This is a genomic window from Streptomyces sp. NPDC001750 (assembly GCF_042892615.1).
Classification (GTDB): domain Bacteria; phylum Actinomycetota; class Actinomycetes; order Streptomycetales; family Streptomycetaceae; genus Streptomyces.
In genome coordinates, this window is sequence record NZ_JBIAUE010000031.1 from 12,606 (window position 1) to 27,666 (window position 15,061).

The 15,061-nt window shown below is 70.4% G+C and carries 15 protein-coding genes and 1 pseudogene; 7 read left to right on the forward strand and 9 right to left on the reverse strand.

All coding sequences use genetic code 11. From position 1 onward, the window contains the following. Positions 1 to 425 precede the first annotated feature (425 nt). Positions 426 to 896 (reverse strand): DUF6225 family protein, encoded by a 471-nt coding sequence (locus ACFYY6_RS32305; protein ID WP_389196944.1) that lies wholly within the window; start codon positions 894 to 896, stop codon positions 426 to 428. Then, on the reverse strand, positions 893 to 1,039 hold the full coding sequence (locus tag ACFYY6_RS32310) for a hypothetical protein (RefSeq protein ID WP_386609595.1): 147 nt from the start codon (positions 1,037 to 1,039) through the stop codon (positions 893 to 895). The genes ACFYY6_RS32305 and ACFYY6_RS32310 overlap by 4 nt, the downstream gene beginning before the upstream one ends. Positions 1,040 to 1,361: 322 nt before the next feature. Between ACFYY6_RS32310 and otr(A) the strand changes: the two genes are divergently transcribed. Next, positions 1,362 to 3,251 carry a tetracycline resistance ribosomal protection protein Otr(A) gene (gene otr(A), locus ACFYY6_RS32315; protein WP_389196946.1) on the forward strand — a complete coding sequence of 630 codons (1,890 nt, stop codon included), beginning with the start codon at positions 1,362 to 1,364 and terminating at the stop codon, positions 3,249 to 3,251. Between the two features lie 534 nt (positions 3,252 to 3,785). On the opposite strand, the gene ACFYY6_RS32320 is transcribed toward otr(A), so the two are convergent. From ACFYY6_RS32320 to ACFYY6_RS32330, 3 genes are read right to left on the reverse strand one after another with little or no spacing between them, the layout of a single operon-like run. After that, positions 3,786 to 4,772 carry an MBL fold metallo-hydrolase gene (locus ACFYY6_RS32320; protein WP_351633335.1) on the reverse strand — a complete coding sequence of 329 codons (987 nt, stop codon included), beginning with the start codon at positions 4,770 to 4,772 and terminating at the stop codon, positions 3,786 to 3,788. Continuing rightward, complete coding sequence (locus tag ACFYY6_RS32325) at positions 4,769 to 5,215, reverse strand: PaaI family thioesterase (RefSeq protein ID WP_388651770.1); 447 nt, start codon at positions 5,213 to 5,215, stop codon at positions 4,769 to 4,771. Before ACFYY6_RS32325 ends, ACFYY6_RS32320 begins: the two co-directional genes overlap by 4 nt. Before the next feature lie 60 nt (positions 5,216 to 5,275). Continuing rightward, entirely contained in the window at positions 5,276 to 5,893 is a 618-nt protein-coding gene (locus ACFYY6_RS32330) for a LysE family translocator (protein ID WP_351524855.1), read from the reverse strand. Between the two features lie 111 nt (positions 5,894 to 6,004). Between ACFYY6_RS32330 and ACFYY6_RS32335 the strand changes: the two genes are divergently transcribed. Continuing rightward, complete coding sequence (locus ACFYY6_RS32335) at positions 6,005 to 6,457, forward strand: Lrp/AsnC family transcriptional regulator (protein WP_351524856.1); 453 nt, start codon at positions 6,005 to 6,007, stop codon at positions 6,455 to 6,457. Positions 6,458 to 6,690: 233 nt separating this feature from the next. Here ACFYY6_RS32335 and ACFYY6_RS32340 read toward each other — a convergent pair whose 3' ends face one another. Then, entirely contained in the window at positions 6,691 to 6,954 is a 264-nt protein-coding gene (locus tag ACFYY6_RS32340; RefSeq protein ID WP_351524857.1) for a DUF4333 domain-containing protein, read from the reverse strand. 653 nt (positions 6,955 to 7,607) lie between these two features. On the opposite strand from ACFYY6_RS32340, the gene ACFYY6_RS32345 reads away from it, so the two are divergent. Then, positions 7,608 to 8,051, forward strand: coding sequence for a CBS domain-containing protein (locus ACFYY6_RS32345; RefSeq protein WP_351524859.1), 444 nt, complete (start codon positions 7,608 to 7,610; stop codon positions 8,049 to 8,051). Between the two features lie 270 nt (positions 8,052 to 8,321). Here the strand turns inward: ACFYY6_RS32345 and polX are convergent, their stop codons facing one another. From polX to ACFYY6_RS32360, 3 genes and pseudogenes are all read right to left on the reverse strand, one after another. Next, entirely contained in the window at positions 8,322 to 10,049 is a 1,728-nt protein-coding gene (polX, locus tag ACFYY6_RS32350) for a DNA polymerase/3'-5' exonuclease PolX (protein WP_351524858.1), read from the reverse strand. A 218-nt stretch (positions 10,050 to 10,267) separates the two neighbouring features. Further along, positions 10,268 to 10,501 (reverse strand): annotated as a pseudogene (locus tag ACFYY6_RS32355) (CBS domain-containing protein); the annotation flags it as partial. A gap of 418 nt (positions 10,502 to 10,919) precedes the next feature. Continuing rightward, positions 10,920 to 11,096: a hypothetical protein gene (locus tag ACFYY6_RS32360; RefSeq protein WP_351521670.1), complete on the reverse strand. Its 177-nt coding sequence runs from the start codon at positions 11,094 to 11,096 to the stop codon at positions 10,920 to 10,922. Positions 11,097 to 12,006: 910 nt separating this feature from the next. Between ACFYY6_RS32360 and ACFYY6_RS32365 the strand changes: the two genes are divergently transcribed. The 4 genes from ACFYY6_RS32365 (at position 12,007) to ACFYY6_RS32380 (ending at position 15,020) form a co-directional block, all read left to right on the forward strand. Beyond that, on the forward strand, positions 12,007 to 12,933 hold the full coding sequence (locus tag ACFYY6_RS32365) for an alpha/beta hydrolase (RefSeq protein ID WP_351521668.1): 927 nt from the start codon (positions 12,007 to 12,009) through the stop codon (positions 12,931 to 12,933). Beyond that, positions 12,930 to 13,493 (forward strand): hypothetical protein, encoded by a 564-nt coding sequence (locus ACFYY6_RS32370; RefSeq protein WP_351521666.1) that lies wholly within the window; start codon positions 12,930 to 12,932, stop codon positions 13,491 to 13,493. Before ACFYY6_RS32365 ends, ACFYY6_RS32370 begins: the two co-directional genes overlap by 4 nt. A gap of 160 nt (positions 13,494 to 13,653) precedes the next feature. After that, positions 13,654 to 13,860 carry a linaridin-like RiPP gene (locus ACFYY6_RS32375; protein WP_148838109.1) on the forward strand — a complete coding sequence of 69 codons (207 nt, stop codon included), beginning with the start codon at positions 13,654 to 13,656 and terminating at the stop codon, positions 13,858 to 13,860. Between the two features lie 284 nt (positions 13,861 to 14,144). Beyond that, on the forward strand, positions 14,145 to 15,020 hold the full coding sequence (locus ACFYY6_RS32380; protein WP_351521664.1) for a hypothetical protein: 876 nt from the start codon (positions 14,145 to 14,147) through the stop codon (positions 15,018 to 15,020). Positions 15,021 to 15,061 lie beyond the last annotated feature (41 nt).

A 15,061-nucleotide genomic window follows, 5' to 3' on the forward strand; every position in this document is an offset into this window, starting at 1 on the left:
TTGCGCTGTCGTACAGCTCGGTCTTGGTCAGAGACCGAAGTGATCCGCCCCTCGATGTGCTGGAGGCGCGCTGCTTCGGGGCGGGCTTCTGAGCGCGGGCTGTGTGAGAGGTGCTGGCCTTCTCGCCCGTGTCCTTGGGGGAGCGGGCCCGTTCGACGCCGGCGTGCAGGGCTTCCACGAGGTCGAGGATGCTGGTGGGCTTTGCGGCCGGCTCGGCCCTCTCCACCGTCTCGCCGGCGGCCTTGGCCTTGATCGAGGCGGCCGGCCCTCTCCTGGAAGGTGTCGTGGCAGGCCTCGGGATCCCAGTCGATGGAGAGGACGTCGATGAGCTGCGTGGCCGTCTTCACCTCGGCCGTGGGTCGCTGAGCACCATGGCGGTCAGCCCAGACGGTCGTATGCGCCCGGCTCCCAGTCGGCGAACAGCGTCAGGGCCTCCGTGTCTCGGTGCGCTCCGGCGCTGTGGAGGTGGCCGGCCACCAGTCCTCCACCTGATGCGCGTCCACGAGGACGAAGGCCCGGTATCCATCGAAGTCGCCAGGGTCGTCTGCCACGCCGATATGGATGGGTACGTCATCGGGCAGGTCTTTGAGTGCGTCGCGAAGCTGCGCAGCGTTCCAGACCTGCGGGGTGTGCTCGAAGACGTCGGTCATGGGCACAGATTGCCGGACCGGAACGCGTTGCCGGTGAAGACACGGCCGTGCCTCGGGCCAGAGCGCTGATCCGGGCGGCGCACCGGCACGGTCGTACGGCGCGACGGCCGCGAGCCGCTCGGGCTCGGTGTGGCGATCGGCATGATGACGACCGAGCGTGGCATGGCTACCCCGGCCGCCGACGACAGCGTCCTCGCCCAGTGGGAGGCCATCCTCGCTGCGGCCGCGCCCAAGCTCATCGGTCACGTCCAGGCCCTGGGCTTCGACGCGGACACCGACCGCCCGGACGTCACCCCCGACGCGCCCGCATACGGCACGAAGTCGCGCTGGAGTGCGGCCAAGCCGATCGAAGCGGCCCACTCGAAGGTGCCCGACGCGGGGGTGCGCACCTTGCACATCCTGTCGCCCATCCCCGGGAAGGCCGGCCCCGCAACGGTGGCCGCCGTCCCGGACCCGCAGGAGCCAGCGGCGGCCGCAGCTCTTGTTACTGGGCGATCTGCAGGGCACTCTGCAACACCGGTTTCCCCGGGGCCGGACTCCAGTGCCGGGAGCGGCACTCCTGGCCCTCAAATTCGGTTGCGGCCGGCCCGAGGGGATGGGCCATCATGGCAGCGTCCGTGTTCCCTCATGTCAGGAGCCCTCGCATGCGCCGACGCCTCGGAATCCCCCAGCTCCCCCACTGGACGACGGTTCTTGAGGACTCGACCACGCATGCGCACCCTGAACATCGGAATTCTGGCCCATGTCGACGCCGGTAAGACCAGCCTGACCGAGCGGCTGCTGTTCGACCATGGCGCAATCGACCGGCTCGGCAGCGTCGACGCCGGTGACACCCGCACGGACGACAGGGCGATCGAGCGGCAGCGCGGCATCACCATCTGCTCGGCCGTCGCCGCCTTCACGGTCGGCGACACCCAGATCAACCTCATCGACACCCCGGGCCACTCGGACTTCATCGCCGAGGTGGAGCGGGCCCTGGAGGTCCTCGACGGCGCGATCCTGCTGCTGTCCGCCGTGGAGGGCGTGCAGGCCCAGACGCGGGTGCTGATGCGGACCCTGCAGCGGCTGCGGCTGCCCACGCTGATCTTCGTCAACAAGATCGACCGAGCGGGCGCCCGCGTCGGCGAGCTGCTCGCCGACATCCGGCGCCGGCTCACGCCGCATGTCGTGCCGCTGACGGAGGTGACGGGCATCGGCACGGCCGCCGCCCAGGTACGCCGACGGGATGACCCGGAGCTGCGGACCGACCTGGCGGAGGCACTCGCCGAGGTCGACCCGGCGATCCTCGCCGCAGTCGTGGATGGCCCGGAACCGAGCGTGGACCGGCTGCGCGCCGCCCTCGCCGCCCGCGTTGCCGACGGCTCCTTCCACCCGGTCCTCTTCGGCTCCGCCCTCGGCGGCCAGGGCGTCACCGAACTCGTCGAGGTCGTGACCGGGCTGATCCCGCCGCCCGAACCGGCGCCCGGACTCGCCGCACCCCGCGGCACCGTCTTCGCCGTACGCCCCGGGCCAGGCGGCGAGCGGACGGCGTATCTGCGGTTGTACGACGGCGAGGTGGCGCAGCGTCAGCGGCTGACGTTCCTGCGCCGGGAGGCGGACGGCCGGACCACTGAGATCCCCGGACGGGTGAACCGCCTCGACGTGATCGGCCACCCCGGGAAGCTCACCAGCGGGAACATTGCGGCGCTCTGCGGTGTCGCCGGGATCCGCGTCGGCGACCGTCTCGGCGACCTCACCGACCGCGCCCCGCAGTTCGCGCCGCCGACGCTGGAGACGCTGGTCAGGGCCCGGCACCCCGACCAGGCCGCCACGCTGCGCTCGGCGCTGCTGGCCCTCGCCGACCAGGACCCGCTCATCCAAGTCCGCCCCGCGGACGCCGGCGCGACCGCACTGCTCCTGTACGGCGAGGTCCAGATGGAGGTGCTGGCGGCCACGCTGGCCCAGGACTTCGGTATCGAGGCCGACTTCGAGCCGGGCCGCGTCCGGTTCCTTGAGCGCCTGGCCGGGACCGGCGAGGCCTGGGAGGAGCTGCCGTGGCTCGACCACACCCGATACTGGGCCACGATCGGCCTGCGGGCGGAGCCTGGACCACGCGGTTCCGGCGGGGCGTTCACGTACGAGACGGAACTCGGCGCCCTCCCCCGGGCCTTTCACCAGGCCATTGAGGACACCGTCCACGAGACGCTGCTGTCCGGCCTGCGGGGCGCCGCCGTCACGGACTACCACGTCACGCTCATCCGCTCGGGCTTCTGCGCGCCGGTCAGCACGGCAGCCGACTTCCGGGGACTCACGCCGATCGTGCTGCGCCGGGCCCTGGAGCGGGCGGGCACTCGCCTGTACGAGCCGTACCACGCCTTCGAGGCGGAAGTACCGCTGGACGCCCTCGCCCCCGTGACGGCCCACCTCGCTTCGTACGGCGCCGAGTTCACGGGCACGACGGGCGGGAGCTCCTCCTGGCTGATCACGGGTGAGCTGCCGGCCCGACGGGTGCGGGACGTCGAGCTGCGGCTGGCGGGGCTCACGCATGGGGAGGGGGTGTGGTGGTCGCGTCCGTCGGGGGACCGGGAGGTGCGGTACCGGAAGGATGCGCGGGAATCGTAAGGGCGGTACGGGCACGGCGCGGCACGCAGTACCGCGCGCTGACCGGTGTCCAGCAGCCCGTACAGGAGATATGTAGACGCGCTACGGCAGCAGCCCGAAGGCGGGGCGGCGGCCGCAGACCGTACGCGCGGCACGCCGGGACGGGCGCAAGCCACTGGGCCTGGCGACGGCACCCGGCACGCTGGCCGCCGAGCGGGCCTGGGAACTCCCCGCAGGTGCCACGCCGCGCGAACGGTGGACGGCCGTCGCCCCGGACTTGGCCGGGCACGTCGCGGCCGTCGCCTTCGAAGCCGATGCGGGCCGGCTCACCCTGCGTCCGGAATCGGCGGCCTGGGCGGCGAAGACCCGGCTGGAGCAGGCTCGCTTCATCACGCCGATGTGCACGACGTACTGCGCGAGGCGGTCCGGGACTTCGCGACCGACGTGGCGGCGGGGACGTTCCCGGCACCGGAGCACGCCTTCCGACCGGAGCGGACGCACGAGGGGCGGGCGAGCGGCTGGAGGCCGCTCGCCCGCCCCTCGTTCCAGCAGGTGTCAGTGCGGCTCGGCCGTCGGCCAGGCTCGGGGGCGGGGAAGGAACAACGCTTCGGGCGCCACAGGGGTGTGGTGGGCGGCGGCGTGGATGCGGCCGTCGCGCAGGACTATGGCACCGCTGCCGAGCATGGTCGTGACCAGTTCGGCGGCGAGGACCTCGGCGGTCACGTCCAGGAGGCGGGCCGCGTCGGCCAGCCAGGCACGGTCGTGGAGGTACGACTCGACCTCGTCGGCCGGGATGCCGTCGCGGATCATCAGGGCGAACGCGAAGATCCGCCGGGCGCCGTACCAGACTGCTCCGGCCGGGTCGTCGACGAGCCGCTGGGCACGGAGCAGGGCGGCGGCGAACGCGGCTGCGGAGTCGGCGGGGATCGGGCCGTGGGAGGGGAGGATCCGGCAGGGGCCGAGGTCGGCCATCCGGTTGAGGGAGGCGAGCGCGGTGGCGGCCGCGTCGGGGCCGTCGAGGGCGAGGTTGACCCAGCCGACGTCGTAGTCCGACAGCGCGTCACCGACCACGAGCAGCCGCTCCTCCGGCTGCCACAACGCCAGATGGCCCGGAGTGTGGCCGGGGGTGCGGACGACTTCCCAGTCGGCATCGCCCAGCCGTAGGACCTGGCCGTCGTCGAGCGGGACGTCCACGGTGTACGGGGCGACCGGCTGGTCCAGGTACTCGGCGGCGCAGCAGCCGGGGTCCCGGCGGGAGATCGCCTCGGCCTCCGGGGTTCCTGCGGCGATGCCGGCGCCCTGGGCCTGGAGGAGGGCGTTGCCGCCGACGTGGTCGGAGTGCCAGTGGGTGTTGACGACCAGGTCGATGTTCCCGGCATGTGCGCGAGCCCAGGCGGCGGTCTCGTCGGCGTGGCCGACGAAGCCGGTGTCGACCAGGGCCGGTCGTTGTCCGGGCAGCAGGAGGGTGTTGGCGTCGGGGAAGGGGCGCTGCCACCAGGTCAGCCAGGACGGCAGGGCGGGAGTGGGCGGCTGGGGAGTCATCCGGCGGTCCTGTTGACGCGGATCAGGGCCTGCTGGCCGTTGGCGACGAGCTCGCGGACGCCGTCGGTCTGGAGGCCGTTGGCCTCCAGCCGGCAGACGGTCAGGGTGCGTCCGGGCTTGAGGACGGTGCCGATCGCTTCGAGGTGGTCGTCGGCAGCGGGCGCAAAGAGGTTGATCTCGTATTCGACGGTGAGGACCTCGGATTCCTCGTCGAACAGGGTGAGCGCGGCACAGCCGCCGGCGCTGTCGGCGACGGCGCTGACGGCGCCGGCGTGGATGGAGCCGTGCTGCTGGGTCACCGCGGGGCGGGCCGGGAGCACGATGTGTACGCGGCCGGGGCCGATGTGGTTGATCCGTGCGCCGAGGTGGGACATCAGGCCCTGCAGGTCGAAGCTGTCCTGGACGCGCTTCTGCACCGCGGGGCTCGCCTGTTCGTGCCGCATTCGGTCTTCCACGTGCGTGCTCTCCTTCGGGTGCGTGTCGGGTGGAGCGGGACGGGTTCCTCAGTCGGCCAGGCATTCCACCAGCAGGAAGGCGCCGATGGCGATCATCATGGCACCGCTGATGCGGGTGACGACCTGGGCGGCCGTGGGTCGGGTGCTCAGGACCGTGCGGGCCAGGACGCCGACGGCCAGGTAGACGACGGCGCACGCGGTCAGGTGCATCGTGCTGAGCAGACCGGTCTGCGCGGCGACCGGCCAGCCCGTGACAGGGTCGATGAACTGCGGGAACAGCGAGAAATACAACAGCAGTGCCTTCGGGTTCAGGCCGCTGATCCCGGCCCCCTTGAGCATGACCTGCAGCCGGGAGGCGCCCGCGCTGTCTCCAGCAGCCGCCGGAACGGCCGGCTGCCGCAGAACGCCCCAGCCCAGCCACAGCAGGTAACCGGCCCCTGCCACGGTCAGGGCGGTGAGCGCCGTTGGAGAGTTCGCCACGATCACCGCCAGGCCCGCGACGGCCACGAGCGCATAGGCCGCGTGTCCGGCGATCAGCCCTGTGACGGCTGGGACGACCGAGCGTCCCCGCAGTCCGGCGGAGATCGCGTAGGCCCAGTCCGCGCCCGGAGTGAACACCAGCAGCAGGTCCACAGCCAGGAAAGCCGCCAGTGTCGTCGTGTCCATGATCGTTCCCTCTCGCACTTTCTTGCTCTGGAGGGAAGGTTAGGTCGGATATGCCCGAAGTTGTTTGCGTCCTTACCCCGCGATCGCGCAATATGGGGGAGAATCTTCTCCATGGATGCCTTGGACCGGAATATTCTTACCGAGCTACAGCTCGACGGCCGCCTGACGGTCACCGAGCTGGCCGCCCGCGTGCAGCTCAGCGTCTCGCCCTGCCACCGCCGACTGCGCGACCTCGAACGCGAGGGCGCCATCCGCGGCTACCGCGCTGTCGTCGACCCGGCCGCCGTCGGCCTGAACTTCGAAGCCCTCGTCTTCGTCACCCTGCGCTGGGAGGACGCCGACACCGTCACCGCCTTCGAAGAGGCCGTGTCCGCCGTCCCGCACGTGCTCCAGGCACAGCGCCTGTTCGGCGAACCCGACTACCTCCTGCGAGTCGCCACCGCCGACCTCGCCGCCTTCCAGCAGCTGTACGACCAGCAGCTCGCCCGCCTGCCCGGGGTCCAGCGCCTGACTTCCACCCTCGTCATGAAGAACGTGATCGACGACCGGCCTCTGCCCGAGTAGTCGGGAGGAGGCCCACAGGGCCGCTCCCCGGACAGGGAAGATCACTTCCGCCGAGGGCGGCCCGGATAGGACCCGGCCTGGGGCGCGGGCAGCTGCTGGTCGTCGACCAGCGGACGCACCGCCAGCCGCGCTCCGCGATCGCCCTGCTCGGCCGACACCGACGGCCGCTCCCGGCAGGTGCGCGGGATCGGGGCTTGGCGGACCGGCTCGCCCTGATGCCCCGGCATGGATGGTCAGGGCGTGGTGCTCATGCTGAGACGGCCCTGGGCGTCAATGACCTTGACGTAGACGGTCTTGGTGGTGGAATCCTGCCAGACTCGGCAGTCGAACTGGTTGCCCTCCTCGGCTTCAATAGCCGTCGGACATTCCACCCCGTCCCTGGACATTTTCATGGGCCCCCGTACTGTCCCGGCAGCCTGCCGCTCCACCGCTTCCTGGTCCAGGAGGCGCGGCGGGTAGGTCGCTTCGGTATCGGTGTTCAACATCTTGATTGTCACGGTGAGGGCGCACCCGGCGACGATGACGGCCGAGAGTGCTATGACAGTGCGCGCGAAGTTCCCTTGATCAGCCGCGCTTGCTTCCTACCGGACCCGTGACCGCAGGGGCAAGGGCCGTACTTCGGACCCGCGGTTGTCCGGGGACCGGCATACGCGGCGGGCGTGGTCGGTGCCATTGCCCGTCAACTGGCCGGGAGCTGGCGCAGCGAACGCGCCGCGCGCCACGAGGTCACGCCGCGCGCGGTGCCGCCGGGCGGATGCGACAGCCCGCAGGCCCGCCCGGCCCGGCGCGACAGGGCTTTCTCCGGGAGGGAGACTCGGGTCCAGGGGCTGAACAGGAGACCCCGTGCCGCGATCGCGGGGGTCCTTGATGCGCTTCCATCCGGCGCGAGCGCCCGTGCGGCCACCTTCTGTGCCCACTCTGCGCTGTATCCCCTCGCCCTCAAGGAGACAGCTCGCATCCCCCATGGCATCCATCGACGTGGGCGCCGCGGTGGCCGTCGCCGAGAACGGTCCTGTTCGGCCTGGCCGCCCTGCCCGCTCGGCCGGCGGACCATGCGGGCGCATCGAGCTTCTGGGAGGAGCGGGCGAAGTGACGCCGAGACGGTCGGACGACGTGAGAGGGGAACCCGGTGATGAGGGTCTCCGAACTGATGAGTTCACCGGCGGTGACCGCCGCGCCTGCAACGTCTCTGCGGGAGGTGGCTCGGTTGATGGACGCGCATGGCGTCGGTGCCGTAGTGGTGACGGAGAGTGGGTTCCCGTCCGGGATAGTCACCGACCGCGACCTCGCTCTGCGCGTCCTGGCCAGAGGTCTGGACCCCGAGTCTCCTGTGAGCGGTGCGATGTCGAGCCCGGTGATCACGGTGGATGTGAATGACGGGGCGCAGGAGGCATACCGGATCTTCCGCCGGTGCGGTGTGCGCCGCCTGCCTGTCCTTGACGAACGGCGGGTCATCGGGGTCCTGACCGTCGACGACATGCTCATGGACGTCTTCCGCCGGATGGCCGACCTGCTCGGCGGCCCCATCGCCTGGAGCGTCCTGGAAGAGCCTCCCGGCCCACCAGGGCAAGAGGCCGGCCCCGGCATCCCGTAGGCGCCTCGTATCGCGTCTCCTTCTCGGCGGCCGGGCATGAGTGTGGCTCGGCCGCGGCTCAGCGAGGGAGCGGTGACATGCGGCATCGGATTCGGGCCGGGCGGCGGCAGGGGGCGGGCGGATTCCCCGGCCGGTGGATTTCCGCGGCGGTCCTGATGAGACGCTCGACGCCGTGGCGGAGGCGGGGCCGCGGACGGCGGACGCGGGCCGGGACGCGGTGCGAGCGGGACGGTCGGCGATCACGCCCCTGCGCACCGGCCGCGCGCGGCCTCAGTCCGCCCGGTCTTTGCACAGGAACCGGCGTAGCCGCCTCAGTGGCCACGTGTTGATCACATCGTCCGAGGTGAGCCATCCGCGTTGTGCCGTGCCGATTCCGTAGCGGAGGCACGCGAGCTGGGGGATCGAGTGGGCGTCGCTGTCGATGGCGAACTTCGCCCCGTGACTTCTGGCGCGGCGGATGTCCTCGTCGCCCAGGTCGAGGCGGTCGGGCTGGGCGTTGATCTCCAGGGCTGTGCCGGTGCGGGCGCACGCGGCGAACACCTCGTCGAGGTCGGCGTCGATGCCCGGCCGTCTACCGATGAGGCGGGTGGTGGGGTGTCCGATGACGTTGACGTGGGGGTTCTCGCAGGCACTCACGATCCGCGCCGTCATCGTCCTGCGGCTCATGCTGAAGTGGGAGTGCACGGAGGCCACGCAGATGTCGAAGCCTCGGAGGAACTCGTCGGGCCAGTCCACCTCCCCCTCGGGCCCGATGTTGAGCTCGGTGCCGTGCAGCAGCCGTATCCCGTGGTGCCTGCCGTCCAGTGCACGCACCTGCTCGCGCTGGGCAAGAACCTTCTCGTCGGTCATGCGCTGCATGTACAGGTCCGGTGCGTGGTCGGTAACCGCGTAGTAGGCGTAGCCCCGCTCGGCCGCCGCCGCCACCATCTCCTCCAGCGGGGCGAGGCCGTCAGTGAGGTCGGTGTGGGTGTGCAGGTCGCCTCTGATGTCGTCCTCCGCCACGACCTCGGGCAGTTCGCCGCGCAGACCGGCTTCGATCTCCCCCCGGTCCTCGCGCAGCGTGGGCGGGATCCACGGCAGGCCGAGCCGGGCGTACACCTCGTCCTCGGTCCGGGAAGCGACCCGCTTCCCGCCCTCGGTTTCGAACAGCCCGTACTCGGAGAGCTTCAGGCCCTGGTGGACGGCGATCGTGCGGGTGCGGATGTTGTGCGCCTTCGAGCCGGTGAAGTACTGGAGGCCGGCACCCCAGGAGTCGGGTCGCACGACGCGCAGGTCGACCTGGAGGCCCTTGACCGTGCGGATCGAGGTCTTCTTCTCGCCGTGTGTGAGGACCTCGGCGGTGGAGGGCAGTTCGGTGAGCGCGTCCATGAAGGCGCCCGACCGGCCGGCGGCGACCAGGATGTCGATGTCCCCGATGGTTTCCTTCATGCGGCGCAGAGATCCGGCGTATGCGCAGTTCTCGCAGCCGGTGATGCGTGAGAGTTCGGCGACGGTCTCCTCGGCGGTCTCCATGGCCGAGCCCAGCGGGATCCGCCCTCCTGCCTGCTGCATGAGGGCGATACCGCGCAGGATGTTCTCCTCGGTCTTCTTCCCGAAGCCCTTCAGGTCGCGCAGCTTCTCTGCCTTGATGGCGTCGGCCAGCTCGGCCACCGAGGAGATGCGCAGGTCCTCGTGGAGCGTCATTGCCTTCTTGGGGCCGAGGGTGGGGATGGTGATGAGCTCCCTCACCCCTGCGGGAATCCTGGCCCGCGTCTCCTCGACCAGCGCGACCTTGCCGGTGCGGAAGTACTCGGAGACCTTCTCGGCGATCGACTTGCCGACGCCCGGGATTTCTTTCAGGCCCGCAACATCGAGGTGGGAGACATCGGCGGGGTAGCCTCCGATCGCGCGGGCGGCCTTTTCGTAGGCGCGCGCCTTGAACGCGTCACCTCCGGTGATGGCGACGAGGTCCGCGTACTCCTGGAGGAGTGCCTCGACCTCCTCGTTGGGCCGGGCCACGTCTCATAGTCTATCTGTCCAACGGGCCAGTTGGGGGGCGCGTGTCTGTCGTCGGTCTGGCCAACCGCTTCGCCTGCCGCCGCCTCCAGCGGCGCCGATGCCGCGGTGCTCACCACCGGGCCACCGCATACGGGGCACGCCGCGCCCTGAACCACAGGGCGTGACCACAACCGCTCCACGTCGGCGAAACCCCCGGGTTGGTGCGATGGGGCCCAGCAGTCGGTGGACAGCGCTTCCAGGAGGTCACCGACCCGGGGCCGGCGGGGCACCGCCTCGTCGGCCTGGGCGGCCTGGGCGACCATGCCGACGAGGCGGTGCCCGTCGATGACGGGCAGCCGACGGACCTTGTGGTCGGCCATGGTGCGCAGGATGACGGAGGCGTCGTCGTCGGCTCCGATCGTGACGGCTTCGCCCTGCGCCAGCTCCCCGGCGGTCGTGGCCTCCGCGTCCTTACGACCTCGTCCACGATTGGCAGTGGAGGAAGGAGCGGCGTCCGGGGCCTTCGAATCCAAGGCGGAGGAGGGAGTCGGATGGGGTCTCCCCTGCTCGAACGCAGCTGAGAGCTTGGGGAAGGAGCGTCGGGGACTGACGACAACGCCGGAGGCGGAGGTCCCAGACACCGCGATGCCGCTGACAATCGTGGACGAGGTCGTTACCTGCAGCCAGGCCCGGGCAGCGCGCCGACAACCATTTCCGCCATTTTCCGTGCCGCGCGCAGTACGGACTCGTCCGCACCGATGCATTCGGCGGGAGCCTGCCTTCCGGGGTCGCCGGCGAAGAGACCGGCGGGGCCGTTCGCCCGGGCACGCAGTGGCAAGCGGGTGAGCGCGGTGAGCGCCTGGGGCCTCGAATGTGCGTCGTTCCCGGCCCTCACCAGCCGTGCGGGACGGCCCCCAGCACGGTGCCGCCGAGATGCGTGGCGAGTCTCTCAGCCCGCGGAAGGTCGCCCAGCTTGTCGACGTGGACGAAGACCGTGATGGCCGGCTGGCTTCGACCAGTTGACGTCGTCCGCGCGGGCTGGAGACGGCGGGCCCGGGGATGGCGCATACCCAGGGTCCGCCGCGCGGGAGACGGGGCTTTCCCGAGCGTTGGAGGGCATGGCGCCACTGGACCGCGTCCACAAGCGTCGCGATCTGCACTGCGGTCATGCGCTCGACGAGGAGGCCGTGGAGTACGTGCGGAGGGATCCGAGGGCTCGTTGCGGTGGTCCGGCGACCCTTGGTCCACGCGATTGAAGGTTCGTCGAAGGTTCCTTCCAGGCCGGTCGACCACGGTGGGACAGCGGTGTTCGCAGGCGCGATGACCGCGATCGCACAGACAGCCGACTACGCCCGCATGGGGTGAAAAGGTCCACAGAAGAGGAAATTATGCGTGCACGAATATGGCTCACCGGCGCCGCACTGGGAGCCGCCCTGCTGACGGGTGGTACAGCCGCCGAACAGGCAGCCCCGCCCCCTCCGATTCCAGCGTGAGAGCGGTGACCGAGCGCTGGAAAGAGACGCAGATGGACTCGCAGCGACAGTGTGGAGCATGCGGGGCTCCTACGCCGACAGTGTCTCGGGCTTCGTACGGCGACAGCTCCCCCGGGTTTCCGATGGCGTCATCTTGCTGTGGTCATGACGCACGGGACAGTGGTGGATTCCGCCGTGCCCCGCTGCCCGAGGCGCAATCCGGACAAGGCCCTGACCAGCCCGGACAGCCCGCTTCTGTCCGGGACGGCCAGCTGCCGTTGCTTCGGCCCGCCGCGGTCAGCAGTCTCTGTGGTGCCCGGTCGGCCAAACCGTCGATACGCACGGCGAGACACATAGCGGGCCCGTGCATACGGGCCCAGCCCGGTCGGCTGACGCACCGGTGGCCGGGCTGACCCGCCTTCGGGTGCGACTACCGTCCGGCCGGGATCACGCCCGGCTCTTGGGACGCAAGAGGAGAGAAGATGAGCGTGCCAGCAGTGAGGACGATGTCGATCGAACGGAAGTTCGCCATCGGCGTGGTGGCGCTGTGCGTCGGCAGCTGGGCGACCGGTGCGCGGACGCGGTTTCTCGGGAAGCGCCGGCGGATGGCGGCGTTTTCCACGATGACTCGCGCCGATGGCAGTGTGGTCGAGATCGATCTCCGGCGACCGCCGGACGCCGAATTCGGTGTGATCTTCTTCAACGGTCTTGGCCTTCCGCATGAGCAGTGGGCCTGGGTGCGCGAGCACTTGCCCGAAAGTGCCGCCTGCGTGGGCTACAACCGGCCGGGCCACGGCCTCAGCAGCCCGCGGGCGGAGGCCGCCTTGGAAGAACAGCTCCGGATCGTCGATGAGCTGCGTGAGCGCTACCTCGACGGGCTGCCCGTCGTGATGGTCGGGCATTCCATCGGCGGCCACCTGGCCGCCGCGTACGCCGAGTCGCGTGGCGACGCGGGGTTGTCCCACGTGGTGATGGTGGATCCCACGATCATCGCCGACCTGCGGGCCGGCCTCGGCGAGCTCCCCGACTGGTGGACGCGGCAGCGGCTGCTGCTGGAATGCCTGTGGGCCGCCTCCGGGCTCAACGTCCTGCGCCCGATGACCCCGGCTCGCGAGCACTACGCCGAGGACATCAAGGAAAGCCTTACCGCGTACCACGCCATGCCGAGCGTGTGGGCCACTGCGTACCGCGAGTACATGGCGGCGCGTGCCTATCCTCCGGTTGAGAGGCTGACCGTTCCGCTGCACGTGGTGACGGCGCTGCAGGGCACGCGCAGCGCCGTGAAGCACCGAACGTCGCAGGAACGAATGCTGGAGCTGTCGGAATTCTCCTGTCACCACGTGTATGAGGACGCCGACCACATGGGAGTCGTCGCGGAGGAGATACACGCGAAGACCCTCGCCGAGCTGATCGTTCCCGGGAGCAAGGCATGAACGGGCAGCGTGCCGTGTACACAGCGGTATCCACCGGGCTCGCGGCGTGGCTGGTCAGCACCGCCGCCGGCCAGCTTCCCGACAGCAGGTTCGACCACCTGCTCGCGAAGGGCCCCCTGCGCCTCTTTCGGGCACCCAACTGGAGGTTCTTCGGCCCCAACCCCGGGGTGTCGGACTCGCACCTTCTGTACCGGGACATCACCGGCGGCACGACGGCCCCCTGGAGGGAGATCGAGGTGACCCCGGACCGGCCCTGGTACGCCCTGGCCTGGAACGCGGGCAACCGCGCGCCCAAGGTCCTCTTCGATGCCCTCCAGGTCATCATCAAGGCCGCCAACGAGTCGTCCGCGGACATGGGCCGGATCGTCTCCAGCCCCGGCTATCGGATCCTCCAGGGCTACCTGACCACGCGGATTCCGCACGAACCGGGCGCCGACCACACCCAGTTCATGCTGCTGCGCGCCCACCCCGAGCGCGAACGGCACGCGATAGAGCCACTCTTCGCCTCCGAGCACCTTCCCCTCCGCGACCCGTCGCTCGCGAACGCAGCCGCACGGTAGGACCGCATCGGCCGGGAGTTTCGCCCTCACGCCGCCGTGTTCGCGCGGGAGAGCGGAACCCCCAGCCGAAACGGGTGTCACGCCCCGCTGGGGGCAGTCACTGCTCCATCCGAAAAGACCACCAAGAGATCTGCCACAGGATCACGAAGAAAGGGACCAGATGTCTCTCGTTGCCCAGTTCGCCAACCAGTCCCTGACAGACATCGCGCCGGGGATGCTCTCGGAGACCGACGCCGCCCGTCTGGACACCCCCGCGGACCCCGTGATGGCCACCCCGACCACCGTCCTCGCCGTCGAGGTCTTCGCCGTTGCGACGGGGATGCTGGCGGCGAACATCGCCAACTACGTCGACCGCAACAACTACTGACGCGTAGTGCTGCGACCGGAAAGGTTCACCGGCTCGCGACGCCCGGCACGCCACCTCGCCGCGTTGTCGCACCACCCGATTACGTCCAGTACGAGGGCGATCCTCCGCCTTGCGGTGCACCGCACCGGACGGCGCTCCTTTCGGGCAAACCTTGCCGGTCACGGCACTGGCTGCGAACCGAGTACCGCTGACCTCACCCGGCCAGGACAGCCGGCGGCCGGGGACAGGCACCGTCCTGTCCCCGGCACATCATTCCCACCGCAACATCGCCGTAAGGAGACCGCGTGTTACGTCACCTGACCCGGGTGGCCTCGTCCCTCGCCCAGCTGGACCCACCCACCACAGCACGCCGCATCGCCTCCGCCGGAACGTTCATCGCGGCGCTGGAGACACTCAGCCAGCACAAGCGGTTCGTGAAAGGCGACCTGCTGGGAAGTCAGGTCGAGGCGTTCCATCCGTGGCTCGCGAAGCGATACCCCAGGGTGAACCGCGCGCTGGCGTCCAGGGCGTTCCCCTACGCGGTCTTCGGCACGCAGGCCGCGGTGTCGGCGGCCACCTTCCTGTGGCCCAGGAACCGGCCGCTGCGGATCGCGGGCGGCGCGGCGCTGGCCGCCCTGCAAAGCGCGCAGTCCACCTTCATTCCGTTCGGCCGCGACGGCGCCGACCAACTGCAGCAGGTCATCAACGTCACGATGGCCTCCACCGGGCTGATCCGCGAACGCGAGCAGGCCGACGACCTCGCCATGCGCACGCTGGCGCTGGAGGCCTCGCTGTCCTACGTCGCCTCTGGGCTGGTGAAGGCCGTCTCTCCGGTCTGGCTGAAGGGAGACGCCGTGGCCGGGGTGCTGCGGACCAAGAACTACGGGGACCCGCGCGCCCACCAGTTCCTCACCCGCTACCCGGTGATCTCCAAGGCGCTGTGCTGGGGCACGATCGCCATCGAGTGCGGCTTCCCCCTCGTCTACGTGCTCCCCAAATCCGCCGCCCGCGCCTACCTCGCCACGATGACGTCGTTCCACCTCGGCATCGGCGAGTTCATGGGGCTCAACCGGTTCGTTCTCGCCTTCGGCGCCACGCATCCGGCGATCCACTACGTGCTGTCACAGCGTCGGCGCGAGCTGTCCGCCACGCCCCGGCCCACCGCCGCCCTCGCCGCATGAACCGCGCGGAAGCGCCATCCCGGCACGCCGCGACCACAGAA